The organism is Endozoicomonas sp. G2_1 (assembly GCF_017744155.1).
In the GTDB taxonomy this organism is placed as follows: Bacteria; Pseudomonadota; Gammaproteobacteria; order Enterobacterales; family Alteromonadaceae; genus JAGHQT01.
This window is the reverse complement of the sequence record NZ_JAGHQT010000008.1, coordinates 88978-109763: the sequence shown is the minus strand read 5'-3', so window position 1 is coordinate 109763 and position 20786 is coordinate 88978. Positions and strand designations below refer to the sequence as shown.

At 43.6% G+C, this 20786-nt stretch carries 22 protein-coding genes; 12 read left to right on the top strand and 10 right to left on the bottom strand.

The genetic code is table 11. The features are described from left to right. Positions 1-59 precede the first annotated feature (59 nt). The 3 genes from J7384_RS11460 to J7384_RS11450 all read left to right on the top strand — a co-directional run bounded on the left by J7384_RS11460 (position 60) and on the right by J7384_RS11450 (position 4729). Positions 60-719, top strand: a complete 660-nt coding sequence (locus J7384_RS11460) for a flavin prenyltransferase UbiX (RefSeq protein WP_209114126.1) — start codon at positions 60-62, stop codon at positions 717-719. A gap of 204 nt (positions 720-923) precedes the next feature. Further along, positions 924-4193: an amidohydrolase family protein gene (locus J7384_RS11455; protein ID WP_209114124.1), complete on the top strand. Its 3270-nt coding sequence runs from the start codon at positions 924-926 to the stop codon at positions 4191-4193. A 374-nt stretch (positions 4194-4567) separates the two neighbouring features. Next, complete coding sequence (locus tag J7384_RS11450) at positions 4568-4729, top strand: hypothetical protein (RefSeq protein ID WP_209114123.1); 162 nt, start codon at positions 4568-4570, stop codon at positions 4727-4729. 38 nt (positions 4730-4767) lie between these two features. On the opposite strand, the gene J7384_RS11445 is transcribed toward J7384_RS11450, so the two are convergent. Then, positions 4768-5418 (bottom strand): DUF2959 domain-containing protein, encoded by a 651-nt coding sequence (locus J7384_RS11445; protein ID WP_247741760.1) that lies wholly within the window; start codon positions 5416-5418, stop codon positions 4768-4770. Next, positions 5415-5639 (bottom strand): hypothetical protein, encoded by a 225-nt coding sequence (locus J7384_RS11440; RefSeq protein WP_209114120.1) that lies wholly within the window; start codon positions 5637-5639, stop codon positions 5415-5417. Before J7384_RS11440 ends, J7384_RS11445 begins: the two co-directional genes overlap by 4 nt. An 83-nt stretch (positions 5640-5722) precedes the next feature. On the opposite strand from J7384_RS11440, the gene J7384_RS11435 reads away from it, so the two are divergent. The 4 genes from J7384_RS11435 (at position 5723) to J7384_RS11420 (ending at position 9626) form a co-directional block, all read left to right on the top strand. Continuing rightward, positions 5723-6622, top strand: coding sequence for a virulence factor BrkB family protein (locus tag J7384_RS11435; RefSeq protein WP_209114118.1), 900 nt, complete (start codon positions 5723-5725; stop codon positions 6620-6622). 46 nt (positions 6623-6668) lie between these two features. After that, positions 6669-7628 carry a prolyl aminopeptidase gene (gene pip / locus J7384_RS11430; protein ID WP_209114116.1) on the top strand — a complete coding sequence of 320 codons (960 nt, stop codon included), beginning with the start codon at positions 6669-6671 and terminating at the stop codon, positions 7626-7628. A 56-nt stretch (positions 7629-7684) separates the two neighbouring features. Continuing rightward, positions 7685-8122, top strand: coding sequence for a D-aminoacyl-tRNA deacylase (dtd, locus tag J7384_RS11425; RefSeq protein WP_209114114.1), 438 nt, complete (start codon positions 7685-7687; stop codon positions 8120-8122). Between the two features lie 334 nt (positions 8123-8456). Further along, a complete protein-coding gene (locus J7384_RS11420) occupies positions 8457-9626 on the top strand; it encodes a hydroxymethylglutaryl-CoA reductase (RefSeq protein WP_209114112.1) in 1170 nt (389 codons plus the stop codon). Positions 9627-9723: 97 nt separating this feature from the next. Here the strand turns inward: J7384_RS11420 and J7384_RS11415 are convergent, their stop codons facing one another. Beyond that, positions 9724-10209: a hypothetical protein gene (locus tag J7384_RS11415; protein WP_209114110.1), complete on the bottom strand. Its 486-nt coding sequence runs from the start codon at positions 10207-10209 to the stop codon at positions 9724-9726. Positions 10210-10500: 291 nt separating this feature from the next. On the opposite strand from J7384_RS11415, the gene J7384_RS11410 reads away from it, so the two are divergent. The 5 genes from J7384_RS11410 to J7384_RS11390 all read left to right on the top strand — a co-directional run bounded on the left by J7384_RS11410 (position 10501) and on the right by J7384_RS11390 (position 13612). Next, positions 10501-11397, top strand: a complete 897-nt coding sequence (locus tag J7384_RS11410; RefSeq protein ID WP_209114108.1) for a bifunctional GNAT family N-acetyltransferase/hotdog fold thioesterase — start codon at positions 10501-10503, stop codon at positions 11395-11397. Positions 11398-11436: 39 nt separating this feature from the next. Then, entirely contained in the window at positions 11437-11952 is a 516-nt protein-coding gene (locus tag J7384_RS11405) for a nuclear transport factor 2 family protein (RefSeq protein ID WP_209114106.1), read from the top strand. Positions 11953-11976: 24 nt separating this feature from the next. Next, the gene (locus tag J7384_RS11400) at positions 11977-12828 is read left to right on the top strand and encodes an NAD(P)H-binding protein (RefSeq protein WP_209114104.1); all 852 of its coding nucleotides are present in this window, start codon (positions 11977-11979) and stop codon (positions 12826-12828) included. Beyond that, a complete protein-coding gene (locus tag J7384_RS11395) occupies positions 12828-13076 on the top strand; it encodes a hypothetical protein (protein ID WP_209114102.1) in 249 nt (82 codons plus the stop codon). Before J7384_RS11400 ends, J7384_RS11395 begins: the two co-directional genes overlap by 1 nt. 272 nt (positions 13077-13348) lie before the next feature. Beyond that, on the top strand, positions 13349-13612 hold the full coding sequence (locus J7384_RS11390; protein WP_209114100.1) for a GrxA family glutaredoxin: 264 nt from the start codon (positions 13349-13351) through the stop codon (positions 13610-13612). 72 nt (positions 13613-13684) lie between these two features. On the opposite strand, the gene J7384_RS11385 is transcribed toward J7384_RS11390, so the two are convergent. The 7 genes from J7384_RS11385 to hutU form a co-directional block, all read right to left on the bottom strand. Next, on the bottom strand, positions 13685-14629 hold the full coding sequence (locus tag J7384_RS11385) for a stomatin-like protein (RefSeq protein ID WP_247741759.1): 945 nt from the start codon (positions 14627-14629) through the stop codon (positions 13685-13687). Further along, entirely contained in the window at positions 14629-15552 is a 924-nt protein-coding gene (locus J7384_RS11380) for a slipin family protein (protein ID WP_209114098.1), read from the bottom strand. Before J7384_RS11380 ends, J7384_RS11385 begins: the two co-directional genes overlap by 1 nt. 72 nt (positions 15553-15624) lie before the next feature. Then, entirely contained in the window at positions 15625-16077 is a 453-nt protein-coding gene (locus tag J7384_RS11375) for an NfeD family protein (RefSeq protein WP_209114096.1), read from the bottom strand. A 66-nt stretch (positions 16078-16143) separates the two neighbouring features. Continuing rightward, the gene (locus tag J7384_RS11370) at positions 16144-16365 is read right to left on the bottom strand and encodes a hypothetical protein (RefSeq protein ID WP_209114094.1); all 222 of its coding nucleotides are present in this window, start codon (positions 16363-16365) and stop codon (positions 16144-16146) included. A gap of 157 nt (positions 16366-16522) precedes the next feature. Next, positions 16523-17215: a helix-turn-helix transcriptional regulator gene (locus tag J7384_RS11365; RefSeq protein WP_209114092.1), complete on the bottom strand. Its 693-nt coding sequence runs from the start codon at positions 17213-17215 to the stop codon at positions 16523-16525. Between the two features lie 307 nt (positions 17216-17522). Continuing rightward, a complete protein-coding gene (gene hutH / locus J7384_RS11360; RefSeq protein WP_209114222.1) occupies positions 17523-19061 on the bottom strand; it encodes a histidine ammonia-lyase in 1539 nt (512 codons plus the stop codon). 5 nt (positions 19062-19066) lie between these two features. Then, entirely contained in the window at positions 19067-20785 is a 1719-nt protein-coding gene (gene hutU, locus J7384_RS11355) for a urocanate hydratase (protein WP_209114090.1), read from the bottom strand. Between the last annotated feature and the right edge of the window lies 1 nt (position 20786).

Below are 20786 nucleotides of genomic sequence, written 5' to 3'. Positions count from 1 at the left end.
CTTTAATCGTTTTCGCGATATAATAACCTGAGCACAAGATAATCACATTGGAAAAATACATGGCAGCATTGAACACCACTCATCCAGAGGGTGCTGAATTTAACGGAGCTGATTTCACTGGCACCATTACACTAGCCTTAACTGGTGCATCTGGTTCTGCTTATGCACTGCGTTTATTAGCGTGTTTAGTAGCGGCTAATTATCGGGTTTATCTGCTTTATTCCAGTGCTGCCCGAGTGGTACTCGACACTGAAGTTGGCTTAAAAGTGCCGGGTTCACCTGATGCCGCCAGTAAGTGGTTTCAGGAGCGTTATCAAGCCCGTGATGGCCAAATTACCGTGTTTGGTAAAGAGCAATGGTTTTCACCTGTTGCTTCAGGCTCGGCGGCACCCAAGCAAATGGTGGTGTGTCCGTGTTCAACGGGAACGCTGGCGGCAATTAGCCAAGGCATGAGTGACAATTTAATTGAGCGCGCTGCCGATGTTGTCATTAAAGAGCGCGGTCAGTTGATTATGGTGCCAAGAGAAACGCCTTTTTCCACCATTCATTTGCAAAACATGCTATCGCTATCACAGCAGGGCGTCACCATTATGCCTGCGGCACCGGGTTTTTATCACAAGCCTCAAAGTATTAACGATTTGGTTGATTTTATGGTGGGGAGAATCCTCGATCATTTAGGTATTGATCAAACCATTATGCCGCGCTGGGGTTATCAGTAAGTCATCGCAAAACAAGTTAACAAGTGACGATTAGCACGAATCAGTGTTTGTAAATCGTCGCTTACCTTTTCTATATTTCAATCTAACGTATTCCTCTTACAATTTATTAACAACTGTGTTGTAGTAAATTGATTCTACTTTTTGTGGTTCAAGCGCAATCTAGCTGTTGCGTTTGGCTGTTTGAGCAAACATAAGGTGACAGTTATGTCGTTAAAAAAAACAATGCTATCAAGCATCGCGTTGTCGGTTGCGTTAGCTACCAGTATTGGTAGTCATAGCGTATATGCCAAAGTCGATGTCAGTGAGCAAAAAAAAGAAACTAAAGAAGAAAAAAAAGCTTGGTCGGTCAACGCGCCACAAGGTGAGTTTAAAACCGTTGATATCGATGTCCGTCAAGGGACTTGGTTAAACCTTGATGTGAGTCCTGACGGCAAAACCATTGCTTTTGATTTACTTGGCGACATTTACACTATGCCAATTAGCGGTGGCGAAGCAACGCCGCTAATGACAGACATCGCTTGGCAAATGCAGCCAAGGTTCAGCCCCGATGGCAAGTACATTGCCTTTACGTCTGACCAAGGCGGCGGTGATAACTTGTGGTTGATGAATACCGACGGTAGCAATCAACAAGCAGTAACCAATGAAACTTTCCGGTTACTCAATAGCCCAGCTTGGTCGCCAGACGGCAATTATTTAGTGGGTCGTAAGCACTTTACCGGACAGCGCTCACTAGGTGCTGGTGAAGTATGGCTTTACCACAAAACCGGCGGTAGTGGCGTAATGTTAACCAAGCGTCCAAACCAACAAAAAGACTTAGGTGAACCTGCGTTTTCACACGATGGTAAGTACGTTTACTTCTCGCAAGACGACACGCCAGGCAAGATTTTCCACTACAGTAAAGATTCGGAAAAAGGCATTTACAAAATTAAGCGCCTCGAATTAGAAACTGGCGAAATTAAGGTTGTACTGAGCGGTAAAGGTGGTGCGATTCGACCAACGCCTTCACCAGATGGTAAAAAGCTTGCCTTTATCAGTCGCGACGACTTTACCTCAAACTTATATCTTTATGACTTAGAAAGCGGTGAAGAAACCTTGGTCTATAAAGATCTTGAACGTGACATGCAAGAAACTTGGGCGATTCACGGCGTTTATACTACGATGGCGTGGACACCTGATAGTAAATCTTTGGTGTTCTGGGATGACGGTGTCATCAAGCGTTTAGATGTCGCAAAACAGCAAGCGAAAACCATTCCGTTTCACGTAAAAACGCAAAAGCAAATCCAAACCGCGTTGCGATTTGAGCAAGACATTGACCAGTCTGAGTTCGATGTAAAAATGCTGCGCAACGTCGAGATTTCACCTGATGGCAAACGCGCTGTATTTGAAGCCTTGGGCCACATTTACACCCGTACCTTGCCAAATGGCAAGCCAAAGCGCTTAACCAAGCAAAATGATCACTTTGAGTTTTATCCTAGCTTTTCGCGCGATGGCAAAAAAGTGGTTTATGTCAGCTGGCAAGACGATAAGCAAGGCCAAGTCAAGGTAGTGTCAAGCCGCGGAGGCAAGGGTAAAACCTTAGTAAAAACACCGGGTAAATACGTTGAGCCAAGTTTTTCACCTGACGGCAAAACCGTTGTCTTCCGCAAGTTTAGTGGCGGCTTTATTACCGACCCAGTATGGGGTTTGAACCCGGGGATTTATCAGGTTTCAGCCAAAGGCGGCAATGCGAAACTGATCACAGAGTCAGGCGTTAAACCGCATTTTGGTGCTCGTAACGATCGCATTTATGTTTTACGCGGCGGTAAAATGCCAAGCCTAGCGCGGGTTGATTTAGACGGTCAGCATGACAAAACCTTGTATCAAGGTAAATTTGCTACTGAATATCGAGTTTCGCCAGACGGCGAATATTTAGCGTTTGCTGAGCGCTTTAAAGTGTTTGTCACGCCAATGGTTGAACGCGGCGATGTTATTGATACTGGTCCGAAAGCGAAAAACCTACCAGTGAAGCAATTGTCAGTGCGCGCGGGTGAAAACATTAGCTGGAACGCGAAATCAAATCAGCTTTACTGGAGCTTAGGACCTGATTTATATCAAGCGTCGGTATCCGGCTTATTTGACGTTACTGCTAAATATGACGAGCAAAAAGATAGCGCCAAACAAGATCAAGAATCGAATGTTAAAACGACTTACTTGGGCTTTAAACACAAAGCAGATGCGCCTTCAGGCACAGTTGCACTTGTTGGTGGTAAAGTGGTGACTATGACCGGTGATGGCATTAGCCCAGAAACCGTGATTGATAACGGTGTCGTTGTCGTTCGTGGCAACAAGATTGTCGCGGTCGGTAAACAAGATCAAGTGACTATACCAAAAGGCGCTGAAGTTGTTGATGTTACCGGTAAAACCGTTATGCCGGGTTTAATCGACGCTCATGCTCATGGTCCGCAAGGTAGTGAAGAGATTATCCCTCAACAAAACTGGAAAAATTACGCTGGTTTAGCTTTAGGTGTTACTACGATTCACGATCCGTCAAACGATACGACAGAGTTTTTTGCCGCCAGTGAAATGCAAAAAGCCGGTGATATTACCGCCGCTCGCTTATTTTCAACAGGCACTATTTTATACGGTGCGACCTTTGCCGGTTACACTTCACATGTTGATAACCTAGACGATGCTAAGTTTCACGTTGAGCGCTTAGCGAAAGCTGGTGCCTTTAGTGTCAAGAGCTACAACCAGCCGCGTCGCAATCAGCGTCAGCAGTTTATTCAAGCGGCGCGTGAAGCGGGTATTTTAGTGGTACCAGAAGGCGGCTCATTACTTGAGCACAACTTGAGTATGATCGTCGATGGTCACACAACTTTAGAACACTCGTTATCAACGGCGAAAATATACGACGATATCAAGCAATTGTGGTCGCAATCAGAAATGGCTTACACACCAACCATGGGCGTCGCTTACGGCGGTATTTCGGGTGAACACTTCTGGTACGACACCACTGACGTTTGGTTACATCCCCGTTTGAGCAAGTATGTACCAAGTGAGTTTTTAGACCCGCGCTCAATGCGTCGCACTAAAGCGCCACACCATCATTACAACCACATTAATGTTGCCAAAGGCGCTAAAGAGCTTAACGACTTGGGTATTAAAGTAAACGCGGGTGGCCATGGTCAGCGCGAAGGTTTAGCCATGCACTGGGAAATGTGGATGATGGCGCAAGGTGGTATGACGCCACTTGAGGCTATTCGCACCGCCACTTTAAACCCTGCTATTACCCTGGGTTTAGACAAGCAACTTGGTTCAATTAGCCAGGGTAAATTAGCCGATATTATTGTCGTTGACGGCGATGTTACCAAAGATATTCGCCTATCTGACAAAGTGGTTTACACCATGGTTAATGGCCGACTATATAATGCCGAAACCATGAATGAAGTGGGCAACTACGACAGCAAACGCAAGCCGTTTTATTTCGAAAAATAAATAGCTCAAATTTGTTGCAAAAAAGCCCGTTAACTGAAAAGTTAACGGGCTTTTATGTACAGGATGTGCGGTATAGCGCGGTGCCATGGACGGCAAAGAGCGCATATGTATACGAGTAAATGGAATTACGAGGTAGAGCGAAGCAGGAGGCCCGGGCCGAGGGTGTACGGCCAGGCTTTTTGTATCCGACAAAGTTTAAGTACCGACATCCTTATCGGCACTAGATTTATGCTCCTGCAAATCTTTCAGTACCGACATCCATGTCGGCAACTTATCTTTTTGTTTACAATAACTATTTTTGGAGGTGCATTTGACTTTCAGTAAAAACTTGGCTTTACTATGGTGGTTAAATTGCGAACAACGAAGGAGTTGTCATGACACCGCAAGAGCTTGCCGAACTGATGGAATTGAGTCAAAGATTCCAAAAAGGTCGAGTGGATTCAGAGCATATCAAGCGCCTATCGGGCTTATTAGATAACCTCAATAAAGAGCAAGAAAAACATTTAGATAAAAATAAGCCATCGAAACCTTATTGAGCTTCGACGGCTGTTGGCATATGAATTATAGCTAGTGATTATTCTTTTAACTGAGCGATAAACGCATTTGATTGTTCAATTGCCTTATTCATTTCCCCAATCAACAATTCAACATCGTTTTTAATCGACTGATACTCACCTTGTAGGGCACCAATGGCTTGCGCGTTGAGGTTGTGTTTGAGAAACAAAACATTATCTTTTAGTGCATCTAGTACTGGCTGCATACGGCTCTCGGCCTTGTGCATGGCTTTAATTACACTGTTGTAACGGCGTTGGGTTTGTCGCAGTTGTCCTTGGCTTTGGCTTTTCAACTTGGCGTTGGTGAACTGGTCTATTTCTTCTTGCCATTCGTCAAACAGTGCTTCCGCGACATTCTCAATACCATCAATTCGGCCTCGAACATCTTCAGCAGCAGCTAAACTATCTTCGTAGTGAGCTTTGCTGGCATCGTATTGCTCGGCCAGTTTGCCACCGTCAAAGTTGATTAACTCGCTGAGTTGGGTCAACGCATCTTTAAATTCTTGTTGTGCTTCTTGCTGAGCTTCGTTAGTTGACTCAACGCGAGAAACTAATATATCGCGCTTATGTTGGCCTGTGACCTTCTCAACCGCACTATAGTAGGTTGATTGGCAACCCGAAAGGGCAAGAGTGCAAGTTAGGCCAATAACGGTGAGTAATTGTTTCATCATCCCTTGGCCTTAAATTTTGCTGCATCGACAATACACCATATGTAAACAATAGGAACTAGAAAGATACCAATACCTACGTAAACTAAGACCCAAGATATTGCCATACCTATAAAGAATAATATTGCCGCTAAAATTCTTCCCTGTACGAGCTGACCTAAACCTGGAATAAAAAAACTACAAATTGCAGCAATCACATTGCCACCTGAACCTTGACCCGACATATCTTCCCCTTAAAAAATGCTATTTTTTTCTCAAATCAATACGCATAATATAAGAACAAACACTTGAAATAGCCATTGTTTTTATGAGTTTTCAGCACTTGATTAGTAACAAACCTTCTCTAAAAGTAAGCGGTCAGTTTTTGGCATTTTTTAGTAAAAATGTTGTAAAACAGCAATTGCATGTTAATGCGGGTTATTTGTCTTATGTGACCTTGATGTCATTAGTGCCACTAATTGTTGTCATGTTGTCGGTGATGACGGCATTTCCTATTTTTACTGATATCAAAGAGTTGATTGAAAATTTCGTTTACAAAAATTTTGTTCCTGCGTCGGGTGATGTGGTGCAAGAGCACATTAGTGGCTTTGTTGAAAACGCCTCAAAGATGTCTGCGGTTGCAATTAGCTTCTTATTTTTGTTTGCCTTGTTATTAATTTCAGCGATTGATAAATCGCTCAATAAACTGTGGCAGGTCACCGAGAAACGAAGAGTAATAACGGCGTTTTCTATGTATTGGATGGTGCTGACCTTAGGGCCAGTGCTCGTTGGCAGCAGTATTGCTGCGACTTCTTATATCGTATCTTTGGTTTCGCTGGGTGACTACGACTTACTGGGTATTGCCAATATTTTAGTGAGAGCTTTACCCTTATTTGCATCCATTGCTGCATTTCTGATTTTGTATATGGTGGTACCCAACAAAGAAATCCCATTCAAATATGCGATTTCAGGGGCAACGGTCGCGGCGATTTTGTTTGAAATTGCCAAAAAGGGTTTTGCTTTTTATGTCACTCAGCTGCCATCTTACAAAGCTATTTACGGTGCTTTGGCCGGTATTCCTATCTTATTTCTGTGGGTCTATTTGTCGTGGCTCGTGGTTTTATTTGGCGCTATGTTTACCGTTTCGTTAGAAAATTTTGTCGAAGACAGAAAGCGAAAGCAGACAGAGCAAAGTGAAACTCAGGGCAATCACTCAGATAGCAACTAAGCTTAGTAAAGCACATTAATTAATATAACCGTGATGAATCAGTAATATGAGATCTTTGTACCCGAAAATTACGCCTAATCAGACTTTTTATTTACCTGTTGCTGGTAACCATCAACTTTATGTTGAAACGAGTGGCAATCCCAAGGGTATTCCGGTTATCTATTTGCATGGTGGTCCAGGCGGCGGCTGTAGTGAAAATCATCGCCGTTATTTTGACCCTGAGCTATACCATATTATTTTATTTGATCAGCGCGGTAGTGGTCAGTCAAAACCATCACCGAGTATTGACGACAATAACCTAGATTATTTAATTGACGATATTGAAGCGATCAGAGAATACCTCAATATTGAGCAATGGTTAGTCGCAGGTGGCTCGTGGGGCACGACATTGGCGTTAGCCTACGGTATTGAGCACGCTAATCGAGTACTAGCGTTTATCTTGCGCGGTATTTTCTTGGGCACTGAACAAGAATACCAATGGCTTTATCAGCCAGAAGGCGCCGCGAGATTCTTTCCTGAATACTATCAAGATTTCCTTTCTGTTTTACCTAGTGAACATCAATCGGATCCGTTAAAAGGTTATTACCAACTGCTGACCTCTGAAAATGAATTAGCGGTATTAGCCGCCAGTAAAGCCTGGTTTTTATGGGAGTTGAGGTTATCTTCGATTGAACATCACCTTAGTACCTTAGTTGTAGATGATGCACATGTCGCCCATTGCACTGCTTTAATATCAAGTCATTACTTTAATCACCATTGCTTTTTTAACGGCGTGGGTCTGCTTGATCGACTGGCGGTAATTCGCGATATTCCGGCGATTATTATTCACGGTCGCTACGATATGGTGTGTCAGCTCGACATTGCTCATCAGCTTGCGCAACAGTGGCCAAATGCACAGTTGCAAGTTTTACCTTTTGCCGGACATAGCGGCTTTGAAAGTCAAACCATTGATGCCTTTTGTAAGGCGACAGACACCATTGCCACTTTTTTAACTGAGCGTGACTGAGTGCATAGGCGAAACTGCCAACTTTCAACTATTCAAAATAATATAGGCGTAAATTTATGATCGCATTGATTCAACGCGTTACTCAAGCGAGCGTGACGGTTGATAACCAAATTACTGGCGAAATTGGTCAAGGCTTACTAGTGTTGCTAGCAATAGAACCAGAAGACAATGAAGCAAAAGCCAAGCGCATGGCAGAGCGGGTGACTGGCTACCGAGTTTTTGAAGATGACCATGGAAAAATGAATCTAAATGTTGGTCAAATTGGCGGCGATGTATTAGTGGTTTCCCAATTTACTCTCGCTGCTGATACGACTCGAGGTATGCGACCAAGTTTTACCAGTGCCGCTGAACCTGAGTTTAGTAAAAAGCTCTACCAGTATTTTACTCAGCAGTGTCGAGAGCTTGGATTTAGTGCGCCAACGGGCATTTTTGGTGCTGATATGAAGGTGGCCTTAGTCAACGATGGCCCAGTAACATTCAGTTTAAAAGTGTAACTCGGTGGTTTAATTTTTTTGTACAAATAACCAATTAATTTGTTTGGTTTTTGTTTTATGTCGACTATTCTCAAATTTTATCAATCAGCAATAATAGGGCCTTTACACTGTTTTTTGATTGACCGGTTTTATTTCAACTGATAGTTGAAATTTAAACGCTTGTATGAATTTTCAAATGAAGATAGATTAAATACCGAGCAATTGCGCACCAGTTGCGATTGTCGTTGTATTGCTGAGTTAGTTGAAACTGCTTAGTAAACTTCAAGGCTGATAGCTTGCTATTTCAGTCATTGCTCAACGTAACATAACGAAGTTAAACAAATGGATGGTAGACATGACAGAGAGCAAAATTCCTCGTAGTTCTGAGAATGATTATAGTGATGAAATGGCGAAAGTTCGCCGTGATTTCATTCAAGAAAAAACCGGTGCCAAATTTGAACATACAGGCCAATACAGTATTAGCACCGATGTGTTACCCGGTAATATTGAGAACTTTATTGGTATTGTCCAAATGCCTGTTGGGGTTGCCGGGCCAGTACAAATAGATGGGGAACACGCTCAAGGTTCATTTTACGTGCCACTGGCAACAACTGAAGGGACATTAGTTGCTAGTTATAGCCGAGGCATGCGTTTGCTCAACGAGTGTGGTGGTGTGAAAACTACTGTTGTTGAAGGCTTTATGCAGCGCGCACCTGCTTTTATTTTTGACAGTGCCCGCGAAGCGAGAGAGTTCGGTAAATGGGTTGAGCAAAACTTCGATTCAATTAAAGAAATTTCAGAAACGACAACTTCGGTCGGCAAACTCGAACATATTCAGCAGTGGTCTGTATCTCGTTTCCGTTACTTGCGTTTTAATTTTACAACAGGCGATGCTGCTGGCCAAAATATGGTAGGTAAAGCAACTCTTGCCGCGTGTGAATGGATTATTGCCAACGCGCCATTTGAGTGTCGCTACTTGTTGTCTGGTAACATGGATACCGATAAAAAACATTCACACCTCAATATGCTGCATTCACGCGGTAAACGAGTCATTGCTGAAATTGTGATTAAAGACGAAGTTTTACAAAAGGTGATGAAGGTCAGCACTAAACAATTTGCCGATGGCTGTGTGATGGCAAACACTGGTGCGATGATGGCGAATTCAGCCTACAACGGTCCACATTCGGCCAATGGTATTGCGTCGCTGTTTATTGCTACAGGTCAAGATGAAGCTAATGTTGTTGAGTCCCACGCTGGTTTGTTATCGCATCAGTTACTCGACAATGGTGACTTGTACTTGTCGGTCACTTTACCTTCATTAATCGTGGCAACTTTTGGTGGTGGCACAGGTTTACCAACACAGAATGAATGTTTACAAATGTTAGGTTGTGTTGGCAAAGACAAAGCCAATAAATTTGCTGAAATTGTTGCTGCAACCGTATTAGCTGGCGATATTTCACTGAAATCAGCAGTTATTTCAGGTCACTGGGTCAGCAGTCATGACCAATTAGGTCGAAATAGATAGGCTCATCTTAAATATAGTTAAAAACGCTGCTCAAGTTGTTACTTTAGCAGCGTTTTTTTGTACCTAAATCAGCTGCTAAATAAGTGATATTTGCGCTTTAATAAAGTGGTTGGTGGTAACGCCAAAACTGCCGCCAACGTTTATAAAGTCTTGCCGGCAATATACTGGCGTGATGATAACGGCGATCGTTTGGTAGTGAATGAATGACTACATTCTGGTAGCCGGGAATTTTGAAATAATAAAGTGATGCTTGCTGGCGCTGCTTAAGCAACTGATGCCAATACCTGATGTCTTTAGGCTGATAATTACTCAAGTTAATAGAAAACAAGTCTTGTCTTTCAAGCGATGCCACTCGATCAGATATTTGCTGAAATAGCTGACGCTGAGTGTCGTGTTGTTCGCAGTAAATATCATTGATCATCCAACAACTATTTGTGTTAGTCCGGTCAAACTTGAGTGAATCGAGTCTCTGTACGATGAAAAATTCAATTTGCTCTGGGTTGAAATAGCGTTGAAAAACGTCAATAACTATCGGATTTGACGAATTTACCTCGGCCGTTGAGCTGGTGATAAAAACGGACAATATTGCCACCTCCCAAGCCCAATTCGATTACGTGTTCAGGATTAAAATAAACCAGCGGCAGCAATATCGCTGTCTGATGAGGCAGTGTTAACCTGCTTGGTTGACGGCGTAACATAATACTTTGTATTACATTGTTGATAGTGAGCCACAGATAATCTCTGTTTTGTTCTATCGCAATACTAGTGTGTTGATCGCGCCAGCAGTATACTAACCGTTCTGATCGCAAGTGCTGTAATAGGGGCACGTTAAATAGTAACTCCTGACCAACAGTGACAATAATAAGTATAAGTGATGATGAAATTAATATCCCCAAATAGCGAGCAGCAGTTTGAACGTTATTACCAGTTGCGCTGGCGTGTATTGAGGCAGCCATGGCAGCAAGCTAAAGGCTCTGAACAGGACGAGTTAGAATCACAGAGCTTTCATCGCATGATTGTCGATGAGAATGACCAAGTGATTGCCGTTGGCCGCTTGCACGGTGTTGACCAATTCACAGCGCAAGTTCGATATATGGCCGTTGCACCTGAATATCAGGGACAGGGGCTGGGCGAAAAAATATTATCGGCACTGGAAAAAGTTGCCGTAGAGGTAGGGTTTAGAGAAATTCAACTCAATGCGCGCGAACAAGCGTTGGCTTTTTATCAGCGCCTCAATTATCAAAACCTCGGTCAATCTCATTTGTTATACGGTAGTATTCAACATTATCAAATGTCGAAAGCACTTACGCCCGTCTTAACGGAGCAGGCTTTAGTGAAAGAGCTAGAGCAGACTTGGCATCGAACTATTCCGATGAGTACGGCGATGAATTTGGTGGTAGCGAGCTTTTCTGAGCATGGCTTGTCGTGTCATTGTGATCTCAAATTTAACAAGAACCTGCACAATACGATGTTTGCTGGCAGTATCTATACGCTAGCAACATTGACTGGCTGGGGCTGGCTGCATTTGATGTTGGCAAAGCAGGATCTCAATGCTGATATTGTTTTAGGTAAAGCCGATATCCGATATCACGCGCCATTGGCGGGTGTTGCTTATGCAAAAGTTGATAGTGATACCGTTAAACTCGACACTGAACAATTGAGCGAAAAAGGTAAAGTGAGAGTATTGATAACAGTTGAAGTCTTCTGCGGTGATACCTTGGCTGCAACCTTTAGTGGCAATTATTTTGCACTGGTGAAAAACAACAGCTAAAACAGCAAAAATAACAATAACAAACAAGGAAATAATACTATGTTGAACCGACTTTTGATGTTGAGCGTTATTACTTGGCTAACACTGGTGTCAGCTGTTTATGCTAAGCAGATAGATCAAGAATCGATCATTGCTCAGCAGTTAGATAACTATCACTCTGCCGCCGCAAATGCTAATGCCGAGAAGTACTTAGGGCTAATGGCGGATGATTCGGTATTTTTAGGTACTGACGCTAGCGAGCGCTGGACTAAACCTGCTTTTACTGAATTTGTACTGCCTTATTTTGAACGCGGTATAGGTTGGCAGTATATCGCTAAGCAACGTCATATTGATTTAGTGACATCAGATACTGCAATGTTCGATGAACTCTTGTGGAACGATAAGTATGGTTGGTGTCGAGGCAGCGGTGTCATGGTAAAAACTGGTCAACATTGGTTAATTAAGCAATATAGCTTGTCATTGATGGTACCGAATGAGTTAGCTAAGCAAGTACTGGCAATCACCAAGCAACCAGCAACGCTTGGTCAGCAGTTAACAAATGACAAAACACAATAAGAAGAATCACTGAGAGCAAACAGCGTGAAACAAAGTATTGGTATTATTGGTGCAGGTTGGCTAGGACAGCCATTAGCACAAACGTTAATTGAACAAGGCTGTGATGTTGTGGTAACGGGGCAGTCTGAGCAGCGTTTGGCAGAGTTTGCTCAGTTAAACCTGAACCATCACCAGCTAAGCTTACCGCAACGTCCTGAGCTTTTGGCAAAGCTGCCGGCGTTGCAACAGCGTGTATTGATTATTGCAATTCCGCCACAGATAAAACGCGGCAAAGCTGATTACCCAGAGAAGATCGCCAATCTAGTCAGTGCCGCCGAGATTTCCGGCGTTAAACAAATTATTTTGCTTAACAGTACCGCTATTGCCAATGGTTTAGAAGGCGAAGTTAATGAGTTTACTGAGCTAAACCTAACAGCTGACAAGGTTGCGATTTTGGCTGAGGCAGAAAATGAATTGCTCAAATTCACTGGCGACGCCCAAATTTTAAGGTTATCTGGCTTAGTTGGTCCTAAGCGTCATCCCGGGCGGTTTATTTCTCCTGAAAGAGAGTTCAGTGCGCCAGAGCAGCCGGTTAATCTTATTCATCAAGCTGATGTTATTGGCTTGTTGCTGGCGATGTTAAACAAAGGTAGCCTAGGTAGTAGCGGTAAGTTAGATAGTGAACACCGTATTTATCACGGTGTCAGTCAAACCCATTTAAGCCGACGCGAATATTATCGAGCGGCGGCAGCAGCACTTGGCAGACCGACGCCTAAATTCAGCCAAGAGCAAAGTGAGCGCACAGGTAAAGTGATCACCGATGATTGGACTCGCGCCCAGCTTGAATATGACTATCAATACGACGATTTATCTACTTGGTTAACTGAGGTAAATTAATGGCTGGTGCGCATAGGGCTGACAATCGTATTACAAAAAGCAAGGCGCTCGGGTTGTTCGTTATTCTGTGGCTGCACATTACTTTACTTAACTTTGCCTTTATCGGTTACAACGGCATTGTTTTTCTGTGGCAAGAAAGCCTTGATGGCTTAACTCTAATAACGCATATTGTTGCTGCCGTCACAGCAGTGCTTTGTTTTTACTGCGCAGAACAACTTATTAATAAAGTTAAAGCTCGAATGCCTTAGTGATAGTGTTTAAGCGATAGCACTTAAATCTTAGCGTTTTAGTCATAAGCATACAGTAATACTTTTTATGCTTTATTCTGAACGTTTTTTGTCCTAATTGCGTTCTTTTACTCTATCGATTGGTTTCACTCACCGCATTAATCAGAAAGTATCTTGTATAGTTTTTTTCAATTAATGCTATCTATTTAATTAATTTTATTGTTGATTAGGCCTTGGTTAAACTGCACACATCAAGTTAATTAAGTGAAACAAATTTTATTGAGGAGAAGATAATGTTTGCTGTAATTTTTGGTCGTCCTGGTTGTCCTTACTGTGTGCGTGCGAAGCAAGTAGCAGAGCAATTAACTGAAACACGCGATGATTTTAAATTCCGTTATGTTGATATCCAAGCCGAGGGCATCTCAAAAGCGGATTTAGAAAAAACAGTAGGTAAGCCAGTAAATACTGTACCGCAAATCTTTTTAGATCAAGAGCACATTGGTGGCTGCACGGAATTTGAAGCTCACGCGAAAGAAAACTTAGGTTTATACGCCTAAGCGTAAAATCGAGAAAGCCAGTAGTTATATTAACTACCGGCTTTTGTCTTTTTAGGTGAGAGTGTAAATTTGCTATTTATTCTCTACGCCAAGGGTTTTAAGCCATTGGTTAAAGTCGAGCAAATTAGCTGGCAATATCACTTTGCGATTCTCTTTGCTCAAACCTTTAAAATTAGCCAAATACTGCTCTGACAATTGCATATCTAATGCTCGTTGACCGCCGGGCTGCTCGATAGCCGTTGCTACTTTGGTAATTGAATCACCTGTCGCGCGGGCAATGGCTAAAATTTCTTCTGCTTTACCTTCGGCGGCATTAATGCGGCGCTGTTTTTCACCCTCTGAAATATTGATCATTTCTGTCATCAAGCCTTCTGAGCGATTAATGCGAGCAGCTTTATCACCTAAACTCTTGGCTAAAATAGCGCGGCGTTCTCGCTCGGCATTGACCTGCATTTCCATTGCGTTTTTTACCGTTAGCGGTGGCGTGATATTTTTAATTTCATAGCGATGAACGCGAATGCCCCAGCTTTCACCGGCTTTATCTAAAACATCAACAACTTTGGCGCTAATGATATCGCGCTCCTCAAAGGTGCGATCTAAATCCAAAGTACCAATCACTGAACGAGTGGTGGTTTGCGCAAGTTGCATGGCGGCAAAGCGGTAGTCGGTAATACCATAGCTTGCTTTAACCGCATCAACCACTTGAATGTAAATAACGCCATCAACTTCCACTTTAACTTCGTCTTTCGAGAAACACTCTTGTGGCGGTACATCAATGGTTTCTTCTTTTAAGTCTTGAATAAAAGCGACTTTGTCGATAAACGGCAGTAACACATGAAAGCCCGCTTCTAAGGTACAACGGTATTTACCTAAGCGCTCGACGACATAGGCAGATTTAGTCGGCACTAAACAAATCGCTTTAATAAATTTAAACGCCAAGGTTAAGAAAATAGTGGCCCAAATAAACAGGACAATTAAGTCCATCGAGGCGAAGTCGGTTAAATTAGCTAAGTTCATTACTTCACTCCTTGTTGGCTAGCAGCTTGGGTGACTTTGTCCATACCTTCAAAAAAACCTTCTAACTTGGCAATTTCTGTCGGCAATACGGTGACATCAGCAGTGTCTAATACCGTTCCTGTTTGTTTGATAAACTGCTCTAATAAGCGCATTTTTATCGCTTGTTTACCACCTGGCTTTGACGCCGCTTCGGCGACTAAATTGATGCCTTCAGCAGTGGCATTGGCGAGAATTTCAATTTCCTTGGCGCGGCCATAGGCTTCATTTATTTGTCGTTGCTTGTCGCCTTCCGATAAATTTATCGCTTCTTGGCGCTCACCTTCTGAGAGGTTAATGGTCGATTCTTTTTCCGCCTGCGCTAAGGTGATTTCCGCACGCTTTTGCCGTTCTGCTTCCATTTGTTTTTCAAGGGTATGAATAACGTTTTCCGACGGCGTGATATTGCGCACTTCATAGCGCAGTACTTTGATGCCCCAAGGATCTGAAGCTTTGTCGATTTCGCGAACTATGGTTTCGTTTAAAGTGTCGCGTTCGGAAAAAGTTTGGCTCAGTTTCAATTTACCAATTTCAGAGCGCATCGTGGTTTGCGCTAAATTAACGCTGGCGCGGCGATAATCTTCAATGCCATAGCTGGCTTTAACACCATCCATCACTTGGATATAAACCAAGCCATCGACGTCGATTTGAATATTGTCGCGAGAAATACAACTTTGCGCTGGTATGTCGAGCACTTGTTCACGAATTTCATGGCGATAGGCAACCCGATCGATAAATGGGATTAAAAAGTGCAATCCCGGCTGCATCACCGCTTTAAATTTACCCAAGCGTTCAACGATACAAACTTCGCGCATGGGGACGATTAAAATCAGTTTACTGATAATAAATATCAGCCCGAGCAAGACAAAGGTTAAGGTGGCTAACATAAAAACTCCTAGTTAAAAATCCGTATTAGTAGGGTTACGCTAATAGCAATTATCTATGCTTATTAGTAAACGTTATTTTTTGGCTTCAACAATCAGTGAAATATTTTCTTTGCAGACAATGGTTGCAGTGTTGCCTGCACTGATTTCACTGCCGTCGCTCAGCGCAGTCCAGCTGGTGCCTTGAAACTCAACGCGGCCTTGGTGTTGCCCTGGGCCAATGGTTTCTGTGACCAGAACTTCTTTGCCGTAAATGTCGACTTCTTCATAGACGTTGTCGACTCGCTGGCCAGATTTAAACAGCTTGTCGGTAAAAAAGTAAATGACAAATAACAGCAAACTCGCTGAGATAAACCAAGTGGTTAGCGCTGCTACCCAAGTGGTGAGTAAATTGAAACCGACGCCAAAAGCGACGATAAATGAGGCTATGGCAAGATTAACTAAGATACCGCCAGGAATAATGATTTCGGCTAGTGCCAACACTAAACCTAGCACTAACCAGAGTTCGACGTTTAATAGCATATCCATAGTTGCAGCTCCTGTGTAATTAAGTGATGATCAACTCTTATACCGATTGATAAAAAGCCAATCGAGCTAGTGGTGTTTACTGAGTTGTTCACTATTGAGAAATGCTCTGGCCTTTTTTAATCGCGAAGCACGACTGGTTTTGCGGCCAAGTACAAACCACGCACATAATTCAGCAGTTAAACCAATAATAAATAAAGCTAATATTCCTGCTTCAACACTCATGGCGTAGCAGGTAAAAGCAACCAATAGTAAGGCAACCACTTTTATCCATGTCGGAATACTTTTCATAACAACCTCCGATGTACCTGTTTAATTAATGCAATTACACTAATTGTTACGACATAATATGTCAAGCTTTTCAGGGTGAAGCGATAGTACTGAAAAGCCTTAGTTGTGTTAAACAACTAAGGCTTTCAATTAACTAATTGGTTTAATAGTGATTTAGTTAACTACTCGATAAGCTCTGATTGGCGACCAGTTTGGTTTTTAACGGGCGTAAGACGCCTTCAGCAAAAACTGCGGCGTAAAAGAAAACCAGAATGTTAACGGCGTAGCCGTGATGAAATTTGAGATCGTCCTGTAAATCAATATTACCGTGAATGGCTACGGTACCAACTAATACTGCGATGAATGCTCCACCGTAGATGAATTGAATTTGTTTATCGTATATCGAGCTTAACTGGACACTTGCACTTGAGTATTCAACCTGTTGGCTAAACAAATGCTTTAAACCCGAGAGTGATTTTATAAGACCCGAATTACCAAATGCCATAATAGTGCAGGCGTGCATAAATAATGGTGTAAAAAGAATACTCACCTTGTCTATATATATGTGCAGTGGGGCTGCTAAAAATAACAGGAACACAACGGCACAAATCATCACGGTAAGCGCTAGCGCATTTTGCATAATATTTCTCCATTTCCAATGAGCGTTTAATTCAACAGAAACATTGCACAATTGGCTGGGCGAAAGGTTAAAAGCAGCAGCTAAAGCAAGCAGTGTTTCCGAGGAAGCATTACTGTCTTTTTCAACTCGTTGTATGGTTCGCAAGCTCAAGCCTGATGCCTTAGCTAATAGCTCTTGTGACCACGATTGTTGTTTTCTAAGTTGTTTTATTTTTTCTGCGGATACTTTCATTGGTTTTCCTATTTTGCCTTGTAATACCATTGGCAAGGTTTCGTCGCTAGCATCAAGACTATTGGCAAAAATGCCAAACTATTTAGGGTGACTTTTAGCTGACATTATTACGACAGCTCAGTAAAAACAAGGTTTTCAGAGAAAGGATGAAGATATGCACTGAGGTTGAAAACTCAAGAATTTCTATTGATTGGAGCAATAAAAACAAAAAACCAACCAATATCAGTGATTGGTTGGTTTTTTATGTCGAGTTAATTTTGATCGCGATAGCTAGCGCTTTTATCGAGCTAAAGGATCAAATGTCCAATTAATGAAAGCTTGGCAATAATGATGCAGGCATTAAGTGGTTAAACTCACCATCGCTAATAATGCCAGCCGCTTCGGCAATATCCGGGGCGAAATATCTGTCTTTGTCGTAGTAACTCACATATTCACGCAAGATAGCCTTAGCGTCTTCAATGTGCTCACTAGCTTTCAACGGTGCTCTAAAATCTAAGCCTTGGGCTGCCGCTAACAGCTCAACCGCAAGTACGCCGACAGTATTCTCTGCCATATCCATTAGGCGTCTTCCGGCAAACGCTGCCATAGAAACGTGATCTTCTTGGTTAGCTGAGGTTGGTAAGCTATCAACTGATGCGGGGTGCGCCAGTGTTTTGTTTTCAGATGCAAGCGCTGCCGAAGTTACTTGGGCAATCATAAAGCCTGAATTTACGCCGCCGTTTTCCACTAAAAATGCCGGTAGTTTACTCAAGCTAGCGTCAATCAATAATGCCATTCTGCGCTCAGACAGCGCGCCAATTTCGGCAATAGCCAGCGCTAGGTTATCTGCCGCCATGGCAACGGGCTCAGCGTGGAAATTACCCGCCGAGATAAAGTCACCTTCGTTGGCGAATACCAGTGGGTTGTCGGTAACACCATTAGCTTCCGTGTGCAGTACTTCTGCTGCTTGGCGAATTTGGGTTAAACAAGCGCCCATTACCTGTGGCTGACAACGCAGCGAGTAAGGATCTTGAACTTTTTCACAATCAACGTGAGCCTCGGCGATGGCAGAGCTATCCGCTAAGATATGACGATAAGCCATGGCCGTGTCAATTTGACCTTTTTGACCACGGGCTTGGTGGACGCGATCGTCAAATGGCGCGCGGCTCCCCATTGCGGCTTCAACCGACATTGCGCCGATAGTCACACCAGCGGCAAAAGTATCTTCAGCGGCAAACAAGCCTTCTAAAGCGAATGCCGTTGACGCTTGAGTGCCATTTAACAGGGCTAAACCTTCTTTTGCTGCCAGCGTCAGCGGCTCAAGGCCAGCAATTTTTAGGCCTTCAACGGCTGGAATAATCTCATCGTTGTGAGACATTTCTCCTTCGCCCAACAGTGGTAACACCATATGAGAAAGCGGCGCTAAGTCACCTGAAGCACCTACTGAGCCTTTTTTCGGCACACACGGATAAACTTCTGCGTTCAACAATTGAATAAGCGCTTGAATCACTGACAAGCGAATACCTGAAAAACCACGCGCCAACGAGTTGATTTTTAACACCATCATTAACCGTACCGTGGCGTCTTCCATGTACTCGCCAAAACCAGCGGCATGAGAGAGTATGATTGAACGTTGCAACAACTCTAATTCGTCGGCTTTAATACGGGTGTTGGCCAATAAACCAAAACCCGTGTTGATACCGTAGACCACTTGGTCTTTTTTGATTACATCTTGAACCGCGTCAGCGCTTTTGTTGATGGCGTCGAAAGCACTGCTATCTAAGCTGTATTCAATGCCGTCAAACTGACTAACGGCGCGCAACTCGGCTAATGTTAACTGACCTGGTTTTATTACTAATTTATCAATCATGATTAGCCCTCGTTTTTGTTCTGGCTAGCAGCGCCATTGGCACCTTCAATCATCGGCAGGTCTAAACCTTGTTCGCGGGCGCAATCAATGGCAATGTCGTAACCGGCATCGGCATGGCGCATAACACCAGTGCCCGGGTCGTTCCACAATACACGACCTAAGCGTTTTGCTGCGGCATCACTGCCGTCAGCGACAATCACCACACCTGAATGTTGGCTAAAGCCCATACCAACGCCACCGCCGTGGTGTAAGCTCACCCAAGTGGCGCCGCCAGAGGTTGATAACAATGCGTTTAATAACGGCCAGTCTGATACTGCGTCAGAGCCATCTAACATGCTCTCTGTTTCGCGATTTGGCGAAGCAACTGAACCTGAGTCTAAGTGGTCACGGCCAATAACAATCGGCGCCTTAAGTTCGCCATTTTTAACCATTTCGTTAAAGGCTAATGCAAGACGAGCGCGATCTTTTAAGCCGACCCAACAAATACGAGCAGGTAAACCTTGGAAGGCAATGCGCTCTTTGGCCATATCAAGCCAGTTGTGTAAGTGAGCATCGTCTGGAATCAGTTCTTTAACTTTTTGATCAGTTTTGTAGATATCTTCAGGGTCACCAGAAAGTGCTACCCAACGAAATGGACCAATACCTTGGCAGAACAATGGGCGAATATAAGCAGGAACAAAACCTGGGAAGTCAAAGGCATTATTTACGCCTTCTTCTAATGCCATTTGGCGAATGTTATTGCCGTAGTCGGTGGTTGCTGCACCGGCTGCTTGTAGAGCAAGCATGGCTTGCACTTGCACGGCCATAGACTGTTTTGCCGCTTTTACCACTGCAGCTTCATCTTGCTTGCGCATTTCTGCTGCGTGTTCCATGCTCCAACCTTGCGGCAAGTAACCGTTTAGTGGATCGTGGGCAGAGGTTTGGTCAGTCACGACATCTGGTGTGATACCGCGTTTGACTAATTCAGGGAATACATCGGCGGCGTTGCCGAGTAAGCCAACTGAAATGGCTTCGCCTTTGGCACAAGCGTCATTAATGATATTCAGTGCTTCATCCAAGTCGGTAGCTTTAACATCGACATAGCGCGTGTTGATGCGAAAGTCGATACGCGATTCATCACACTCAACCACTAATGCTGAAAAACCCGCCATTGTCGCCGCTAGTGGTTGTGCACCACCCATACCACCTAAACCACCTGTAAGTACCCACTTACCTTTGGCGTCCCCATTAAAGTGCTGCTTGGCCATGGCGACAAAGGTTTCATAAGTCCCTTGAACAATACCTTGTGAACCAATGTAAACCCAAGAACCTGCGGTCATTTGACCGTACATCATCAAGCCCTTTTTATCGAGCTCGTTAAAGTGTTCCCAGTTGCCCCAGTTTGGCACTAGGTTTGAGTTAGCAATCAACACGCGTGGCGCATCGCTGTGGGTGCGAAAAACGCCAACTGGTTTGCCTGATTGTACTAATAACGTTTCGTCATCTTCTAGTCGGTCTAAGGTTTCGACGATTTTGTCGAAGCACTGCCAATCGCGAGCGGCGCGGCCAATGCCACCATATACCACTAAGTTTTGTGGATGTTCGGCAACTTCGTTGTCTAAGTTATTCATTAGCATGCGCTTAGCGGCTTCGGTTAACCAGCTTTTAGCGGTAATTTCACTGCCACGTGTTGCGCGAATATTACGGCTCGGATCGAGCCTGTTATTTGCTGTATTTGTCATG